Origin of the sequence: Microbacterium sp. Root61 (genome assembly GCF_001427525.1) — a bacterium.
In the GTDB taxonomy this organism is placed as follows: Bacteria; Actinomycetota; Actinomycetes; order Actinomycetales; family Microbacteriaceae; genus Microbacterium.
Map to the genome: position 1 here is coordinate 399,789 of NZ_LMGU01000002.1, position 16,757 is coordinate 416,545.

At 69.1% G+C, this 16,757-nt stretch carries 16 protein-coding genes; 14 read left to right on the forward strand and 2 right to left on the reverse strand.

Going from position 1 to position 16,757, the window contains the following annotated elements; translation table 11 throughout:
- Position 1 precedes the first annotated feature (1 nt).
- From ASD65_RS18095 to ASD65_RS18160, 14 genes are all read left to right on the forward strand, one after another.
- The gene (locus ASD65_RS18095; RefSeq protein WP_056226009.1) at positions 2-688 is read left to right on the forward strand and encodes a hypothetical protein; all 687 of its coding nucleotides are present in this window, start codon (positions 2-4) and stop codon (positions 686-688) included.
- On the forward strand, positions 688-1,590 hold the full coding sequence (truB, locus tag ASD65_RS18100; RefSeq protein ID WP_056226011.1) for a tRNA pseudouridine(55) synthase TruB: 903 nt from the start codon (positions 688-690) through the stop codon (positions 1,588-1,590). Before ASD65_RS18095 ends, truB begins: the two co-directional genes overlap by 1 nt.
- The gene (locus tag ASD65_RS18105; RefSeq protein ID WP_056226013.1) at positions 1,587-1,955 is read left to right on the forward strand and encodes a hypothetical protein; all 369 of its coding nucleotides are present in this window, start codon (positions 1,587-1,589) and stop codon (positions 1,953-1,955) included. The genes truB and ASD65_RS18105 overlap by 4 nt, the downstream gene beginning before the upstream one ends.
- Positions 1,956-2,010: 55 nt before the next feature.
- The gene (locus tag ASD65_RS18110) at positions 2,011-2,463 is read left to right on the forward strand and encodes a hypothetical protein (RefSeq protein ID WP_056226018.1); all 453 of its coding nucleotides are present in this window, start codon (positions 2,011-2,013) and stop codon (positions 2,461-2,463) included.
- Positions 2,460-3,419, forward strand: a complete 960-nt coding sequence (locus tag ASD65_RS18115) for a bifunctional riboflavin kinase/FAD synthetase (RefSeq protein ID WP_056226020.1) — start codon at positions 2,460-2,462, stop codon at positions 3,417-3,419. The genes ASD65_RS18110 and ASD65_RS18115 overlap by 4 nt, the downstream gene beginning before the upstream one ends.
- The gene (locus ASD65_RS18120; protein WP_056226023.1) at positions 3,416-4,168 is read left to right on the forward strand and encodes a hypothetical protein; all 753 of its coding nucleotides are present in this window, start codon (positions 3,416-3,418) and stop codon (positions 4,166-4,168) included. Before ASD65_RS18115 ends, ASD65_RS18120 begins: the two co-directional genes overlap by 4 nt.
- Before the next feature lie 33 nt (positions 4,169-4,201).
- Complete coding sequence (locus ASD65_RS18125; protein ID WP_056226027.1) at positions 4,202-4,579, forward strand: hypothetical protein; 378 nt, start codon at positions 4,202-4,204, stop codon at positions 4,577-4,579.
- Between the two features lie 29 nt (positions 4,580-4,608).
- Entirely contained in the window at positions 4,609-5,616 is a 1,008-nt protein-coding gene (gene deoC, locus ASD65_RS18130) for a deoxyribose-phosphate aldolase (protein ID WP_056226031.1), read from the forward strand.
- A 21-nt stretch (positions 5,617-5,637) separates the two neighbouring features.
- Positions 5,638-7,131, forward strand: a complete 1,494-nt coding sequence (locus ASD65_RS18135; RefSeq protein WP_056226034.1) for an aldehyde dehydrogenase family protein — start codon at positions 5,638-5,640, stop codon at positions 7,129-7,131.
- Entirely contained in the window at positions 7,128-7,988 is an 861-nt protein-coding gene (locus tag ASD65_RS18140) for an aldehyde dehydrogenase family protein (protein ID WP_056226038.1), read from the forward strand. The genes ASD65_RS18135 and ASD65_RS18140 overlap by 4 nt, the downstream gene beginning before the upstream one ends.
- A 111-nt stretch (positions 7,989-8,099) precedes the next feature.
- Positions 8,100-8,999, forward strand: coding sequence for a glycerophosphodiester phosphodiesterase (locus tag ASD65_RS18145; protein ID WP_056226041.1), 900 nt, complete (start codon positions 8,100-8,102; stop codon positions 8,997-8,999).
- Positions 9,000-9,101: 102 nt separating this feature from the next.
- Positions 9,102-9,740 (forward strand): hypothetical protein, encoded by a 639-nt coding sequence (locus tag ASD65_RS18150; protein ID WP_056226044.1) that lies wholly within the window; start codon positions 9,102-9,104, stop codon positions 9,738-9,740.
- Between the two features lie 196 nt (positions 9,741-9,936).
- Entirely contained in the window at positions 9,937-12,096 is a 2,160-nt protein-coding gene (locus tag ASD65_RS18155) for a DEAD/DEAH box helicase (RefSeq protein ID WP_056226048.1), read from the forward strand.
- Between the two features lie 115 nt (positions 12,097-12,211).
- Positions 12,212-13,240: an ATP-dependent 6-phosphofructokinase gene (locus ASD65_RS18160; protein WP_056226050.1), complete on the forward strand. Its 1,029-nt coding sequence runs from the start codon at positions 12,212-12,214 to the stop codon at positions 13,238-13,240.
- Between the two features lie 140 nt (positions 13,241-13,380).
- On the opposite strand, the gene ASD65_RS18165 is transcribed toward ASD65_RS18160, so the two are convergent.
- Both ASD65_RS18165 and ASD65_RS18170 read right to left on the reverse strand, forming a co-directional pair.
- Positions 13,381-14,271: an endonuclease domain-containing protein gene (locus tag ASD65_RS18165; protein WP_056226054.1), complete on the reverse strand. Its 891-nt coding sequence runs from the start codon at positions 14,269-14,271 to the stop codon at positions 13,381-13,383.
- Positions 14,272-14,495: 224 nt separating this feature from the next.
- Complete coding sequence (locus tag ASD65_RS18170) at positions 14,496-16,637, reverse strand: S9 family peptidase (RefSeq protein ID WP_082561986.1); 2,142 nt, start codon at positions 16,635-16,637, stop codon at positions 14,496-14,498.
- Between the last annotated feature and the right edge of the window lie 120 nt (positions 16,638-16,757).

The window sequence follows — 16,757 nt, forward strand, 5'->3', positions numbered from 1 at the left end:
CATGCGCCTGCCGACCACGCCGACCACGACCCTGTGGCGGCAACTGCGCGACGAGGTGCTCCGCAGCTACCCCGCGGGTCGTGTGATCGTCGCCGTCGACGGTGTCGACGGCGCGGGCAAGAGCACGTTCGCGGATGGCTTCGCCGAAGCGTTCGCGGAGGTCGGGACCGCCGTGTTCCGCGCGAGCATCGACGGCTTCCATCGTCCGCGCGCCGAGCGATACGCGCGTGGGCGCCACAGCCCTGAGGGGTTCTACCGCGACTCGTTCGACTACAGCGCGCTCCGGCGCGTGCTGATCGATCCGTTCCGCGACGGCGCGCAGACGTCGGGCACGACCGGGTTCCAGCTCGAGGCGTTCGACGTCGCGCGCGACACTCCGGTCGAGGCGCAGTGGGTCACCGCGCCCAAGGACGCCGTCCTCATCATCGACGGGGTCTTCCTGCTGCGGCCGGAGCTGCGCGACCTGTGGGACTGGTCGGTCTGGCTCGAGGTGCCGTTCTCCGTGTCGTATGCCCGGATGGCACTGCGCGACGGCTCCAGCCCGAACCCGGATGCCCGTTCGAATGCGCGCTACCGGCAAGGACAGGCGATCTACCTGAGCGAAGCGCGGCCGCAAGCCGAGGCATCCGCCATCGTCGACAACAGCGACCTCGGGCACCCCGTGCGTGTCGCGGAGGACTTCACCTGATGACCCACCCACCCTCCGGAATCCTGTTCGTCGACAAGCCGGGCGGCATCACCAGCCATGACGTCGTCTCGCGGGCGCGCAAGGCGCTGAACACCCGCAAGATCGGCCACGCCGGCACACTCGACCCGATGGCCACGGGCCTGCTGATCCTCGGTGTCGGACCGGCCACCCGCCTACTCACCTACATCGTCGGCCTCGACAAGACGTATGTGGCCACCATCCGGCTCGGTGCGACGACCGATACCGATGACGCCGAGGGCGCCATCGTGGAGAAGGCGGATGCCGCATCCCTCGCCGCCGTCACACCCGACGCGATCGGAGCCGGCATCGCGGCCCTCACCGGCACGATCTCGCAGATCCCGAGCACGGTCTCGGCGATCAAGGTCGCCGGTCGGCGCGCCTACGACCTGGTCCGCGCGGGGGAGGAGGTCGAGCTCGCCGCGCGTACCGTCACCGTGTCGCGGTTCGACGTGCTCGCCGTGCGCCCGTCCGACGAGGCGATCGATCTCGACGTGGTCGTGGACTGCTCCAGCGGCACGTACATCCGTGCGCTCGCCCGCGACCTCGGTGCTGACCTGGGAGTCGGCGGACACCTGACCGCGCTGCGGCGCAGCCGCATCGGAGCCTTCGACGTCGCCGAGGCGGCCGCCGTGGAAGACCTGGCCGAGACCGCGCTCGCATCGCCGGCGGAGGTCGCCCGCACCGTGCTCGGCGCCATCGAGGTCACCGCTGACGAGGCCCGCGACCTGCGGCACGGCAAGCGTCTGCCCGGTGCCGCCGAGCGCGCCGCGGGGTTCCCCACGGCGGCGATAGACCTCGACGGCCGCCTGGTCGGCATCGTGGAGCGCCGCGGAGCGGACGTGAAGAGCATCATGAACCTGCCCGAGGAGCCGACCGAATGATCCTGTGGTTCACCTACGTCGTGGTCGGCATCGCTGTCGTCGCCGGACTGCTGTGCGTCGTGCTGGGGCTCTCCGGTCGACGCCCCAGCGACCTCACCGTCGGCGCGCTGGCGCTGCTCGAACTCGCGCTGATCGCGCAGGTCGTCATCGCGATCGTCGCGCCGTTCGCGGGCAACGCTCCCACCGGGAGCGTGCTGGAGTTCTGGGTCTACCTCGTCTCGGCGGCGCTGCTGCCGCCCGCCGGCGTCGCGTGGGCGCTGCTCGAGCGCAGCCGGTGGAGCACCGTGATCATGGGCGTCGCGGCGCTGGCCGTGGCCGTCATGGTGTGGCGCATGCAGACGATCTGGACGATGCCGATCGCCTGAGCGCGACCGGGGTCGCGCCGAGCGGCACCCGTATCGGATCTAGGATTGTCGGGTCATGTCTTCTCCTGCACCCACCCGCCGCATGACCGGTGTCGGCCGGGTCCTCGTGATCGTCTACGCGATCATGGCTCTCGCCGCGCTCGGTCGTTCCCTGGTCCAGATCGTCGAGAAGTTCGACGAGGCTCCGCTGGCCTACACGCTGTCCGCCGCATCCGCCGTCGTGTACGTGCTCGCGACGCTGGCGCTCATCTTCGCGGGACGCCCCGCCTGGTACGTGGTCGCCTGGGTCGCGATCTGCTTCGAGCTGGTCGGCGTGCTCGTGGTGGGCACGCTGAGCATCGTGGCGCCGGACCTGTTCCTGCACCCGACGGTGTGGTCGCAGTTCGGCATCGGATACCTGTTCATCCCGCTCGTGCTGCCGTTCTTCGGCCTGTGGTGGCTCATCGTCCACCGCCCCGCGTCGGCCGGCGCCGCGGCTCTCGCCGAGAGCGCGGTGACGGCCCGATGATCGTCTTCCGCGATCCGGCCGAGGTGCCGGCGGGCTTCGGCCCGTCCGTCGTCGCCATCGGCAAGTTCGACGGCGTGCACGCCGGACACCGTGCCGTCATCACCCGCGCGCGGGTGGACGCCGCCACCAGCGGTGCCCGCGTGGTCGCAGTGACATTCGACCGCAACCCACTCAGCATCCTGCGCCCCGAGCTGTGCCCGGAGAGCCTGATCGGAGTGACGCAGAAGCTCGCGTTCCTCGCCGAGGCCGGCGTCGACGCGACCCTGCTGCTCACTTTCGACGAGGCACTCGCCCAGCTCAGTGCCCGGGCGTTCGTCGAGCACGTCCTGGTGGACGCGCTCGATGTGCGCACGGTGCTCGTGGGCGAGGACTTCCGGTTCGGGCACGGCGGCGCGGGCAATCCGGAGCTGTTGCGCGAGATGGGAATCCAGTACGGTTTCCGCGTGGATGTCGTGGATGACGTGCGTGCGATCGACGACGGTCGGCGCGTGTCCTCGACGTGGATCCGGGAGCTGCTCTCGGAAGGGGATGTCGAGACGGCCGGCCGTCTGCTCGGCCGCCCGGCATCGCTGTGGGGCGAGGTCGTGCACGGGCTCAAGCGCGGCCGCGAGCTCGGCTTCCCCACCGCCAACCTCTCGCCGGACCTCGAGGGATTCGTTCCGGCGGACGGCGTCTACTCCGGATGGCTCGTGGACGAGGAGTCCGAGAACGGCCTCCGCCCCGGCATCCGCTATCCGGCCGCGATCAGCATCGGCACCAACCCGACGTTCGATGACGTGCACATGCGCCAGGTGGAGGCCTACGTCCTGGACGAGACCGACCTGGACCTCTACGGCCACCGCGTCGAGATCCAGTTCACTGCGCGCATCCGTGGCATGGTCGCATTCGAAGGCATCGAGCGGCTCATCGAGCAGATGACCGACGACGTCGCAAAGGTGCGCGCGGCCCTGCCATGACCCCCGCCCCGCGCCGGAGTATCGCCCTCGTTCGTCGCATCATCGTCGGCGTGATCATCGGCGCGTTCGGTCTGGCCGCGATCGGCGGCATCGTCGTGCTGCTGGGCGCCGAGCTGGGCTCGGCCGCGGGCCGCGTGCTGGGCACGACGGTGATCGTGGGCGCGTTCAGTGTGGCGGTGCTGTGCTGTGCGGCCCTCGCCGGGCGACGGCTGCAGGTGTTCGGCATGGTCGGCGCAGCGATCAGCGCCATCGCCGCGCTGCTGGTGATCTGGGTGATCTGGTACGAGGGGCCGTGGGGCGACTTCGTCGAAGGGCTCTTCCGCGTGATGTGGACCGCGGTGGCGGCGTCGGTCGCGTTCGCCCTGGCCTCGTTGCTGCTCCTGCTCGCCGATCGGACGCGCTCCGCCGTGCGCGTCGGCCTCATCGTGACCCTGGGCCTGTTCGGCTTGGTGCTCGCGATGATCATCATCGTGATTTGGTGGCCGGATGCCGTGGACCGCGAGGTGTTCCCGCGAGCGCTCGGCATCTCCGCCATCCTCGCCGCGCTGGGCGCCGTCGTGGTGCCGGTGATCTCCCTGCTGATGCCCGAACGCAGCGCCGCACGGCTGTCCGCAGCATCCGTCGAGCGAATCGGCATGGAGGCCGCGCGTCTCGGTGTCACGTCCGACGAGCTGATCGAGCGACTCCTGCCCGGCGATTCGCCGACGGACGCTCCATCTCCGCCTCCGCCCTACATTCCGCAGCCGTAGACCGCGGGGCGGCGCGGCTCTACGATCGAGTCCGTGGACGCCGTCGACCTCGTCATGGCGGCCGCTGTCCCGAGCGGTCGCACCCCGAATCTGTGGGGCGCGCTCGGCTGCGCTGTCGCGTACAGCGCGGCCCTGTTCGCCGTCCTCGACGGATTCGCGGATCTCATCCTGGCCAGGGGGGATTCCGCAGCCGGAAGATTGACGCCGGGGATAGGCTTGAAGTTCGGATCGAAGATCGCCGCAGCGGTGATCACCGTCGTCGCGGCGGCCCTGGTTCTGGCGCTGGATCAGAACTGGTTCGCCTTCGCGACGCTGAGCATCTCGTTCGTCGTGATCGTCGGGATTGGTGTCATCGTTCTCGTCCGACACACGGCGACGACCTCCACGCGCACCGCGAGTGGGGGCGGCTGATCGAGATCCCGCAGAAAGAGGAGAGGCGCATGAGCCGAACAGAACTGCAGACGCTGCCCGAGCGGGCCGTCGAACTGCTCGGCGGAGAGCCGGACGACACGACACTCGCGCGCTATCTGCACGGGCTCGCCGGAGTGGATGCCGTCGGCCTCGAGCAGCGCGCCGCCGCGCTCGGCACCCGCTCCATCAAGACGTCGTCCAAGAAGTGGGCGCTGGACAAGATCATCGAGCTGATCGATCTGACCACCCTCGAAGGAGCGGACACCCCGGGCAAGGTGCGCTCACTGGTCGCGAAGGCGCTGCGTCCGGATGCCTCGGATCCGACCTGCCCGCGCGTTGCGGCCGTCTGCGTCTACGGCGACATGGTCCCGTACGCGGTGGAGGCGCTCGGTGCGGCGCACGGCGACCCCGACGACGGCCTCATCGGCGTCGCGGCGGTGGCCACCGCGTTCCCGAGCGGTCGTTCGTCGCTCGCGATCAAGCTGCAGGACACCGCTGAGGCGGTGGCCGCCGGTGCCGATGAGATCGACATGGTGATCGACCGCGGCGCGTTCCTCTCCGGCCGGTACGGACTGGTCTTCGACCAGATCGCGCGCGTCAAAGAGGCCTGCCGGCGTGCGGACGGGACATCCGCTTCGCTCAAGGTCATCCTCGAGACCGGCGAGCTGAACACCTACGACAACATCAAGCGGGCGTCCTGGCTGGCGATCCTCGCGGGCGGCGACTTCATCAAGACGTCCACCGGAAAGGTGCAGCCCGCCGCGACCCTGCCGACGACGCTGCTCATGCTCGAGGTCGTGCGCGACTGGCATCGCGCGACGGGCGAGAAGATCGGCGTGAAGCCGGCCGGCGGCATCCGCACGTCGAAGGACGCGATCAAGTACCTCGTCACCGTCGCCGAGACGGTGGGCGAGGAATGGCTGCAGCCGCACCTGTTCCGGTTCGGGGCGTCCAGCCTGCTGAACGACGTGCTGCTGCAGCGGCAGAAGATGCAGTCCGGCCATTACTCCGGCGCCGACTACGTGACGATCGATTAGAAGATTGCGACTGAGGACCTCATGAGCTTCCTGGAATACGCCCCCGCACCGGAGTCCCGCGCGATCCTGAATCTGCGCGACGAGTACGGTCTGTTCATCGACGGCGAGTTCGTCGCCGGGCGCGGCACGCCGTTCGCGACGATCTCCCCGGCGGACGAGTCGCACATCGCGATGATCTCGTCGGCGAACGACGCGGATGTCGCGACCGCCGTCGCGGCAGCCCGCCGCGCGTACGACACCACGTGGTCGAAGATGAGCGGTCGCGACCGCGGCAAGTACCTGTTCCGGATCGCGCGCCTCGTGCAGGAGCGGGCGCGCGAGCTCGCCGTGGCCGAGAGCCTCGACAACGGCAAGCCGATCAAGGAGAGCCGCGACGTCGACGTCCCGCTCGTGGCCGCCTGGTTCTTCTACTACGCCGGCTGGGCCGACAAGCTCGACTTCGCCGGGGTGGGCGCGAACCCGCGCGCGCTCGGCGTGGCCGGGCAGATCATCCCGTGGAACTTCCCGCTGCTGATGCTCGCGTGGAAGATCGCTCCCGCGCTGGCGGCCGGCAACACGGTGGTCCTCAAGCCCGCCGAGACCACGCCGCTCTCGGCGCTGCTGTTCGCCGAGATCCTGCAGCAGGCCGACCTGCCGCCGGGCGTCGTGAACATCATCACCGGCGCCGGAGACACCGGCGCGGCGCTGGTGGGCGCCGACATCGACAAGGTCGCCTTCACCGGGTCGACCGGCGTCGGGCGTGCGATCGCCAAGCAGATCGCCGGCACCGGCAAGAAGGTCACCCTCGAGCTCGGTGGCAAGGCCGCGAACATCGTGTTCGACGATGCGCCGATCGACCAGGCCATCGAAGGCATCGTCAACGGCATCTTCTTCAACCAGGGCCACGTCTGCTGCGCGGGCAGCCGTCTGCTGGTGCAGGAGTCGATCCACGACGAGGTGGTGGACCGGCTCAAGGAACGCCTGTCGACCCTGCGTCTGGGCGACCCGCTCGACAAGAACACCGACATCGGCGCGATCAACTCGGCCGAGCAGCTCGAGCGGATCCGCACGCTCAGCGCCGTCGGCGAGGCCGAGGGCGCCGAGCGCTGGAGCCCGGACTGCGTCATCCCCGACAACGGCTTCTGGTTCGCGCCCACGATCTTCACCAACGTCGAGACGAGCCACCGCATCGCCCGCGAAGAGGTCTTCGGACCGGTCCTCTCGGTGCTGTCGTTCCGCACCCCGGCCGAGGCCATCGCCAAGGCGAACAACACGCCCTACGGGCTGTCGGCCGGCATCTGGACCGACAAGGGCAGCCGCATCCTCGCGGTCGCCGACAAGCTGCGCGCGGGCGTCATCTGGGCGAACACGTTCAACCGATTCGACCCGGCTTCGCCCTTCGGCGGGTACAAGGAGTCCGGCTACGGGCGCGAAGGCGGCAAGCACGGCCTGGCCGCGTACCTCGCCCCGGCCTCGGCCGCGGCATCCCTGACCGCACGAAATGCGGGCACCACGAAGAAGGCGGTGACCAAGTGAGCCGTCTGAGCGTCCCCAAGACCTACAAGCTCTACATCGGGGGAGCGTTCCCTCGCAGCGAGTCGGGTCGCACGTACGAGATCGTGAGCGCCAAGGGCGACTTCCTGGCCAACGCTGCACTGGCGTCGCGGAAGGATGCACGCGACGCCATCGTCGCCGCGCGCGGCGCGGCGAAGGGCTGGTCGGGAGCGACCGCGTACAACCGCGGGCAGGTGCTGTACCGCATCGCCGAGCTGCTCGAGGGGCGTCGCGCCCAGTTCGTCGATGAGATCGTGCGCGTGGAAGGGGTGTCGGCGGCTGTCGCCGGAGCCCAGGTCGACGAGGCCATCGATCGCTGGGTCTGGTACGCCGGATGGACCGACAAGCACGCCCAGGTGGCGGGCAACGCCAACCCGGTCGCGGGTCCGTACTTCAACATCTCGGTGCCGGAGCCGACCGGGGTGGTCGCGGTGATCGCGCCGCAGGATTCTTCTCTGCTCGGTCTGGTCTCCGCGATCGCGCCGCCGCTGGTGACCGGCAACACCGTGGTCGTGGTGGCCAGCCAGCAGTACCCGCTGTCGGCCATCTCGCTCGCCGAGGTGCTCGCCACCAGCGATGTTCCTGCGGGAGTGGTGAACATCCTCACCGGTTCGCCGGCAGAGATCGCCCCGTGGCTGGCCTCGCACGCCGACGTCAACGCGCTGGATCTGGTCGGGGCATCCGCTCTGGACTGGGTGGATCTGCAGATCGCCGCGGCCGACACGCTCAAGCGTGTGCTGCCCCCGGAGGAGGGGGCGGATGCGGCGTCCCCGAGCCTCGAGCGGATCACCGCGTTCACCGAGACCAAGACGGTCTGGCACACCAAGAGCATGGTCTGATCGGGCCTTCTGCGACCCCGGAGAAAAAGATAACGAAAGGGTAACGAGCGCATGTAGAGTGTTCGCACACGTCGACGAAGACGTGGTGAATTCCTCGGAGGACATGCCCGAATGCCCCACGACGCTGTTGCGACGCCTGCGCGCGATCACGTCCACGCGCTGCTCATCGTGTGCGTTCTCGCCGTGGCCAGTCTGGTGATCGCGTTCCTCGGCGCGAGTCCGGCGCGCGTCAGCTCGACCGAGCTGCTGGGCGCCCCGCGGACGCCGGGCGAGAACGCCTTCATCGCCAGTCATCGCGGGGGAGGAGCCACCGCTCCGGAGAACACCCTGCCGGCCATCGAGGCGGCCCTCGCCGGCGGATTCGAGTACGTCGAGGTCGACATCGCCCTCACGGCCGATCGCCGTGCCGTGCTCATGCACGATGCCTCGGTGGACCGCACCACGGACGGGCACGGACGTCTCGCGATGCTCACCTTCGACGAGGTGCGCGGGCTGGACGCGGGGGCCTGGTTCGACCCCTCGTTCGCCGGCACCCAGGTACCGACGCTCGAGGAGTTCCTCGACGTGCTGGACGCGTCCGGCAAAAAGGCGATGATCGAGCTCAAGGGTAGGTGGGATGCCGAGACCGTCGCCGGCTTCGTCGCACAGGTCGCGGCGCGCGGGCTGGAGCAGCACATCATCGTGTCGAGCTTCGACGCGCGGACGCTGGCGCTGGCGGCCACGGCCTCCACGGCGATCCCGCGGCTGGCGATCTTCCGCAAGCTGCCGGCCGACATCGTCGAGGCCGCACTGGAACTGGGAGTGCGCGGCGTCATCGTCGACCGCCGCGTCGTGATGGCGCAGCCCGAGATCATCGACAGTCTGCACGCGGAGGGCGTGCGCGTGGTCGTCTATACGCTCAACGACCACGAGCACTGGCAGGAAGTGACGCAGCTCGGAGTGGACGGCATCGTCACCGACTCGCCGGCGACGCTGTCCGACTGGCAGGCGGGCGCCGACGCCGAGCGCTGAACGCGCGATCGACGCCCAATTCGGCGGTTCCCGGAGTGGACGCGCGGCCGCCGTTCGGTCCGCCGTTAGGGTCTGAAGGTCACCCCGATGAATGGAGCCGTCATGTCCTCGATCACCCGAGTCGCACCCCGGGCGATTGTCGCGGCCTTGGCGATGGGAGCGCTGGCGTTCGCGCTCACCGGCTGCGTGCCCGAACCGGCGCCGACGGCGTCGGGCTCACCGACGGCGACCTCGATCACGACACCCGCTCCGTCGCCGACCCCGACGGAGACCAGCGACGCGGGCAGCGACATCACCCTTCCGGCGAACTGCGAGGCGATCTACTCGCCCGAGATGCTGGCGACCATGCAGTCACAGGTTCCGCCGTTGAACGATCCCGGGGTGACGATGTTCTCCTCGCAGATCGTCGAGGCACTCGAGGTGCTGAATTCGGGCGCCCCCACGCTGCGCTGCTCATGGGGGCAGCCGTCCGAGGTCGGGATGTCGACCAACGTCACGATCGTCGACGGTGCGCAGGCCGATTCGGTCCGCACCGCGCTGCTCAACGCCGGGTACTCGTGCGAGGACACCCTCGACGGCACCATGTGCCGCTTCGAGGAGGAGCTGATGACGCAGGACGACACGCTGGTTCACCGCGGCGAGACGCATTTCTTCCGCGGCAACGGGTGGGTCGCCACCGCGTGGCTGAACGTCGCGCCCGAGGGCTACACCGAGGACATCGTCGCGACGCTCTGGGGCTGAACGGCCGCATGCCCTAGACTGGTCGCGGACACTCGTCGTCGACACCGCACCCCGCTGAAGCGAGTTCATGCGGATCGCACCGAGAAGTCCCGCCCGCGTCCGTCCCGGCAATCACGAGCCGACCGTGGGTCTCGCCGTCCTCACCGGTCTCGATCGGTCCTCGCCGGAACATCCGGCTTTCACGCTCAGGAGGAGCATGCCGACCACGGCAACCGCCGCACAGAAGTCTGCCCAGCGGCGCAGGAAGCCCTCGACGTCGCGTCGCGACGACGAGGCGCCCATCATCCCGATCCTCGCCCGCAAGGTGCGCGAGGTCGAGGCCAAGGCTCAGCGCGGGAAGCTCGGGCCCACCAATCGTGTGAAGTTCCAGGTCATCGCCTTCCTCGTCCGCGAGGAGCGCGCCCGTGTCAAGGCCGACACCACCCTCGCCGACGGCGCCCGCGCAGAGCTGCTCAAGCGCCTCGACGGCGTCGCGACGATCCTCGCCAAGACGGCTGCGCGCGACACGTCGCTCATCCAGCTGCTCGAGGTCGACCAGGCCGCGTCTCCGGTCGCGCGCCGCATGCGTCGCGACTGGCTGCTGGAGTCGGGTGCGGACCTGCCCGCCGACGAGCTCATCATCACGGATGTCGCGCCCACCTCGGCACCGGTCGTTCCGGCCGCTCTGGCCGAGCGTCAGGTCGTGCCGGTCGCGATCGAAGCCCGCCAGATGGCCAACCCGTTCCTCGCGCCCGACTTCAGCTCGCACACCCACCAGGAGACGCCCCGGCGCCGCCTGGACGGCTGGGAGCTCATGGGCCCGCTGTACAAGGCGTTCGAAACCGGCGCCGGCGGCTCGGCCGCGTCGATGGAACTGCCACCGGTCCCCGAGTTCGATCGACTCTCGCCCAGAGGCCTCGAGGTCATGCCGCACCAGTCGCGGTTCCTGGAAGCGGTGCGCGAAGGTCATCGCCAGTTCCTGCTCGCGGATGAGCCGGGCCTCGGCAAGACCGCCGAGTCGGTGCTCGCCGCATCCGTCTCCGGCGCCTACCCGCTGCTGGTCGTCGTGCCGAACGTCGTCAAGATGAACTGGGCGCGCGAGGTGGAGCGCTGGACGCCCCAGCGTCGCGCCACGGTGATCCAGGGCGACGGCGAGGACATGGATGCGTTCGCGGACGTGTTCATCGTCAACTACGAGATCCTCGACCGGCACCTGGCCTGGCTGAGCTCGATCGGCCTGAAGGGCATGGTCGTCGACGAGGCCCACTTCATCAAGAACCTCAGTTCGCAGCGCTCGCAGAACGTGCTGGCGCTGGCCGGCCGCATCCGCGAACAGGTCAGCAACCCCCTCCTGCTCGCGCTGACCGGTACGCCGCTCATCAACGACGTCGAGGACTTCGACGCGATCTGGCGCTTCCTGGGCTGGACCAACGGCGAGAAGCCCGGTCCCGAACTCATGGCGAAGCTCGATGCGACCGGTCTCACCCCGGCCGACAAGGCCTTCTATCCGGAGGCACGCGAGGCCGTCATCTCGATGGGTATCGTACGGCGCAAGAAGAAGGATGTCGCGGCCGATCTGCCCGACAAGCTCATCGCCGACCTGCCCGTGGAGCTCGACGACGAATTCGGTCGTTCGATCCGCCAGGCCGAGCGCGAACTCGGCCAGCGCCTCGCCGACCGCTACCGTCGCATCATCGACGCGCGCGGCGACCGGGGCCTCGCCTTCGGCGAGATCGACGAGGACATCGTCCGTCTCGTCGCGCAGAACGAGCTCGACGAGTCCAAGGCCGCCGGTACCGGCTCGGAGAACGTCTTCACGATGGTCCGAAAGATCGGGCAGGCCAAGGCGCTCCTCGCCGCCGACTACACGGTGCAGCTGCAGCGCTCGGTCGGCAAGGTCGTGTTCTTCGCCAAGCACATCGACGTCATGGATGCGGCGGAGAAGCACTTCGCCGCCGCCGGTCTGCGGACGATCTCGATCCGCGGAGATCAGACCACCGCGGCCCGTCAGCTCGGCATCGACGCGTTCAACAACGACCCCGAGGTCGGCGTCGCGGTGTGCTCACTGACCGCGGCCGGTGTCGGCCTGAACATGCAGGCCGCCTCGAACGTCGTGCTCGCGGAGCTGTCGTGGACCGCGGCCGAGCAGACGCAGGCGATCGACCGTGTGCACCGCATCGGTCAGGACGAGCCCGTGACCGCGTGGCGCATCATCGCCGCGCACACGATCGACACGAAGATCGCGGAGCTGATCGACTCGAAGCAGGGTCTCGCGGCACGCGCGCTCGACGGCGAGGCCGTCGACCCGCAGTCCAGCGACTCCGTGCAGCTCTCGGCACTCATGCACGTGCTGCGGCGCGCGCTCGGCGCCGCGTAGCCTTCGGGTCGTCGGGACCCTGGCGCACGCTGTGTGGCAGGGTCCCGGCATCCGGCGATAGTGTCGGTGGAGGCAGCGTCGCCGGCGTGTTCATCTGACAGCAAGGAACCACAGCATGAAGATCGGCATCCTCACCAGCGGCGGAGATTGCCCCGGCCTGAACGCCGTCATCCGCGGCGCGGTGCTCAAGGGTACGACCGCCTACGACGTCGAGTTCGTCGGCATCCGCGACGGCTGGCGCGGCGTCGTGGACGGGGACTTCTTCCCGCTCACGCGACACGAGGTGAAGGGCCTGTCGAAGGTCGGCGGCACCATCCTCGGCACGAGCCGCACCAACCCCTACGAGGGTCCCCGCGGCGGCGCCGAGAACATCGCCAAGACGCTCTACGGCCACCGCATCGACGGCATCATCGCGATCGGCGGTGAGGGCACCCTCGCCGCGGCCAACCGCCTCGCGAACGACGGCATCAACATCCTCGGCGTGCCCAAGACGATCGACAACGACCTGCGCGCGACCGACTACTCATTCGGCTTCGACACTGCCGTCAACATCGCCACGGAGGCGATGGACCGCCTCCGTACCACCGGCGATTCGCACCAGCGCTGCATGATCGCCGAGGTCATGGGCCGCCACGTCGGCTGGATCGCCCTGCACGCCGGTATGGCAGCCGGTGCCCACGCCATCTTGATCCCCGAGGTTCCGATGTCGATGGACGAGATCTGCGATCTCGTGACCAAGGCCCACGACCGCGGCCGCGCGCCGCTGGTCGTCGTGTCCGAGGGCTTCACCCTCAAGGGCATGGACGAGGCCTACAGCGACAAGGGCTTGGACGCCTTCAACCGTCCGCGTCTCGGCGGCATCGGCGACATGCTGGCGCCCGAGATCGAGCGCATCACCGGCATCGAGACCCGCTCCACCGTGCTCGGTCACATCCAGCGCGGCGGCTCGCCTTCCGGGTTCGACCGGGTGCTGGCGACCCGCCTCGGCCTGGCCGCGGTAGACGCCGTCGTCGAGCAGGCCTGGGGCCAGATGGTCTCGCTCAAGGGCACCGACATCGTGCGCGTCTCGTTCGACGAGGCGCTCGGCGAGCTCAACACCGTGCCGCTGTACCGCTACGAAGAGGCCGCCGCCCTCTTCGGCTGAATCGTCCAACCGCGGTCGCACCTTCTGTGAACAGGGAATCTGGCGGATGCAGGACCATTCTGCGTGAATCATCCTGCGTAGGCCAGAACCCCTGATCTCAGCGGGGGCGGGAGCGGATGCTGAGGCCGGTTGAGTGAGCCTCAGCCAGCGATGGCGCGCCGATGCGCGCCCTGCGCGATGGCGGTGAGGATGGTGTCGAGCACGCGGTCCCACTCGAACAGCAGCTGGTAGTAGTCGAAGCGCAGCACGACGTAGCCGCGCGCGACGAGCCGCGCGTCTTGCCGCAAGTCGCGGCGACGATCGCCAGCGCTGGAGTGATGCGCGAAGCCGTCGATCTGAACGACGAGCGAGGCGCCGATGAGGCCGTCGACGGAGTGCTGGTCGATTCGTACTTGCTGGCGAACGGCGATTCCTGCGTGTCTCAGGCCGTCAACCAGGATGCTCTCCAGGCCCGAGTCTGACAAGGACGTGACGACCGCAGCCAGTGCTGCCGCCTGCGTGCTGCGCCACGCGACCCGGGCGAGTGCGGCGGCGTCCGCGTTCTTCTTGCGGACGGCGGACTCCCACACCGCCAGCGCGTCGGACCGTGGCAGGCAGTGCGCAACGTGGAACAGCACGTTCAGCAGAGGATCCTCATTGGCGTTGCGACCGACCGGAGCAGGGCCATTGCCCCAGTGCAGCCGAAGCCCCGCAGACCCGAGCCGTGAAGCCGTGCCGGTGACGGCGACATGCGTGAGCGGTGGGTCCGTCTCCGAGTCGGGTACCCACAGCCCGCGCAGCGCGGCCGCGCTCACACACGTGACGCGTCCACTCACGCCGGCGGCCGCCACCTTCCGTGCATCGCAGTACGCAGTGGCCAGCCATGACCTGCGGATTCGGCGCAGGTGCCCGGTCTCAATCGCGCCGGCGATCTCGTAGACCGTGAAGCCCGCAGCCTGAGCGTCGGAGCTGTGTGCGATTCCGCTTCGTGCAGTGAGCCATGCCGCCAGTTCGGTGTGGCGACGGACTGCTGGGGTCGTCGGTGCAGACATGACTCGATGCTGCCGTCCGCTGCGGGAAGGGAGTGTCGATCGGCGGAGTCTGTGGACCGACCGGGCTCGAGCTCCGGTTGTGGAGGGTCCCCGAACGGCCTCGACGCGTCACTCGTGGTTGGCGAGATCAGGGAATCTGACGAGGACAGGACGATTCCGCGGAGATCGTCCTGCATGGGCCAGATCCCCTGTTGCGGATGAGGGGGATGCTCCGACCCCCGGGGCTACTCGCCCAGGCCCAGTGCGTCCAGGAGCCAGGCGAGCTCGAACGCCCGCTCCTTCCAGGCGTTGTAGCGCCCGCTGACGCCGCCGTGGCCGGCGACCATCTCGCACTTGAGCAGCGCGTCGGCGCCGACTTCGCGCAGGCGGGCGACCCACTTGGCCGGCTCGACGTACAGCACGCGCGTGTCGTTCAACGAGGTGACGGCGAGGATCGGCGGGTACGCGGCATCCGTCCGCACGTTCTCGTACGGCGTGTACGACTTCATGTACGCGTACACCTCGGGATCGTGCAGCGGGTCGCCCCACTCGTCCCACTCGATGACGGTGAGCGGCAGATCCTCGTCGAGGATCGAGGTCAGCGCGTCCACGAACGGCACCTCGGCCAGGATGCCGGAGAACAGCTCCGGCGCGAGGTTGGCGACCGCTCCCATGAGCAGGCCGCCGGCGCTGCCGCCCTCGGCCACGAGCCGGTCGGGCGAGGTGTAGCCGCTGTCGATGAGGTGCCGCGCGCTGTCGACGAAGTCGGTGAAGCTGTTGCGCTTGTTCAGGACCTTGCCGTCCTCGTACCACTGGCGCCCCATCTCGCCACCGCCGCGCACGTGCGCGACGGCGAAGACGACGCCGCGGTCGAGCTCGGACAGGCGAGCGATCGAGAAGCGCGGCTCGATGGAGTGCTCGTACGACCCGTAGCCGTACAGGTGCACGGGGCGTGGCTCGGAGCCGGCCTCGCCGAATGAGCGCTTCCACGCCAGCGAGATGGGCAGTTGCGTGCCGTCCTGCGCGGTCGCCCAGACCCGCGCCTGCGCGTAGTCGGCCGGGTCGTAGTCACCGAGCACGGGCTGGCGCTTGCGCAGCAGCAGTTCGCCGGTGGACAGCTCGTAGTCGTACACGGTGTTCGGGGTGACGAACGAGTCGTAGCCGAGCCGCAGCAGCGGGGGAGCCCACTCGCGGTTGCCGCCGAAGCCGGCGGTGTACAGCGGCTCGTCGAAGGTCAGCTCGGACACCGCGGAGGTCGCGTAGTCCAGCAGCCCGACGCGGGCGAGCCCGCCGCGGCGGTACTCCACGGTCGCGAAGTCGCGGTAGCAGTCCAGGTCGAGCAGGCGGGTGCCGACGGCGTGGGGGAGGACGACGGTCCGTGCACCCTGCGGGTCGGATGCCGAGACCCGGACGAGCTCGAAGTCCAGGGCGTCATCGTTGTGCAGGATGAACAGCACGTCCTCGCCGTCGATGACGGCGTGGTCGATCGAGTACTCCACGCCCTCATTGCGCGGCCACACGACCTGGGGTGCGGCGGACAGGTCGGATGCGGGGACGAGCCACTCCTCGGACGTCACGGACGAGCCCATGCCGATCACGAGGTACTTGTCGCTGCGCGTGAACCCGGCACCGAGCCAGAAGCGCTCGTCGGGTTCGTGGAAGAGCTTCACATCGGCTGCGGCATCCGTTCCGACCGCGTGGTGCCACACGGTGTCCGGGCGCCACTTGTCATCGACGGTGGAGTAGATGATCGACGCGCCGTCGGGGGAGAACTGGGCGCCGGCGAAAGCGTCGGTGATGACGTCCGCGAGGTCTTCGCCGGTCGCGAGGTCGCGCACCCGAACGGTGTAGCGCTCGTCGCCCGTGGTGTCGACGCCGAACAGCATGCGTCGTCCGTCATCGGTGACGTCGAACGCGCCGAGCGAGAAGAAGTCGAAGCCGTCGGCCTCGATGTTGCCGTCGAACAGCACCTGCTCGCCGGGGACGGGGACGCCCGGCTCGAGCACGGGCGGGGTCCAGTCGGCGGGGTCGGTGAGGGGCGCACGGCACTGGATGCCGTATTGCTGGCCCTCTTCGGTGCGGCCGTAGTACCACCAGTCGCCGCGGCGCGACGGCACCGACAGGTCGGTCTCCAGGGTGCGGTTCTTGATCTCCTGGAAGATGGTCTCGCGCAGCCCGGACAGGTGCGCGGTGCGGGCCTCGGTGTAGGCGTTCTCGGCTTCGAGATGCGCGAGCACCGCGGCATCCTCCTTCTCCCGCATCCACTCGTACGGATCGTCGAAAGTGTCGCCGTGATGGGTGCGGGGAGTCGACGTGCGCGGCGCGACCGGAGGGGTCGTGACGGTGTCGGCGATGGTTGCGGTGGACGGTGTCTCGTCGATGCTCACGGCTCAACGGTAGTCGAGCGGCACCCCCTCGCGGTCGGTACGGGGCGACCGTCGAGCAAGGAGTGCAACCGGAAGGCCCGGCGATGTGTAAGGATTTCATTTGGCCGGTTACCAAACCGT

Coding starts and splice junctions, on each gene's coding strand:
- ASD65_RS18135 (WP_056226034.1), top strand. CDS start 5,638: ATGAGCTTCCTGGAATACGCCCCCGCACCGGAGTCCCGCGCGATCCTG.
- ASD65_RS18095 (WP_056226009.1), top strand. CDS start 2: ATGCGCCTGCCGACCACGCCGACCACGACCCTGTGGCGGCAACTGCGC.
- ASD65_RS18115 (WP_056226020.1), top strand. CDS start 2,460: ATGATCGTCTTCCGCGATCCGGCCGAGGTGCCGGCGGGCTTCGGCCCG.
- truB (WP_056226011.1), top strand. CDS start 688: ATGACCCACCCACCCTCCGGAATCCTGTTCGTCGACAAGCCGGGCGGC.
- ASD65_RS18165 (WP_056226054.1), bottom strand. CDS start 14,271: ATGTCTGCACCGACGACCCCAGCAGTCCGTCGCCACACCGAACTGGCG.
- ASD65_RS18145 (WP_056226041.1), top strand. CDS start 8,100: ATGCCCCACGACGCTGTTGCGACGCCTGCGCGCGATCACGTCCACGCG.
- ASD65_RS18150 (WP_056226044.1), top strand. CDS start 9,102: ATGTCCTCGATCACCCGAGTCGCACCCCGGGCGATTGTCGCGGCCTTG.
- ASD65_RS18110 (WP_056226018.1), top strand. CDS start 2,011: ATGTCTTCTCCTGCACCCACCCGCCGCATGACCGGTGTCGGCCGGGTC.
- ASD65_RS18155 (WP_056226048.1), top strand. CDS start 9,937: ATGCCGACCACGGCAACCGCCGCACAGAAGTCTGCCCAGCGGCGCAGG.
- ASD65_RS18160 (WP_056226050.1), top strand. CDS start 12,212: ATGAAGATCGGCATCCTCACCAGCGGCGGAGATTGCCCCGGCCTGAAC.
- ASD65_RS18105 (WP_056226013.1), top strand. CDS start 1,587: ATGATCCTGTGGTTCACCTACGTCGTGGTCGGCATCGCTGTCGTCGCC.
- deoC (WP_056226031.1), top strand. CDS start 4,609: ATGAGCCGAACAGAACTGCAGACGCTGCCCGAGCGGGCCGTCGAACTG.
- ASD65_RS18120 (WP_056226023.1), top strand. CDS start 3,416: ATGACCCCCGCCCCGCGCCGGAGTATCGCCCTCGTTCGTCGCATCATC.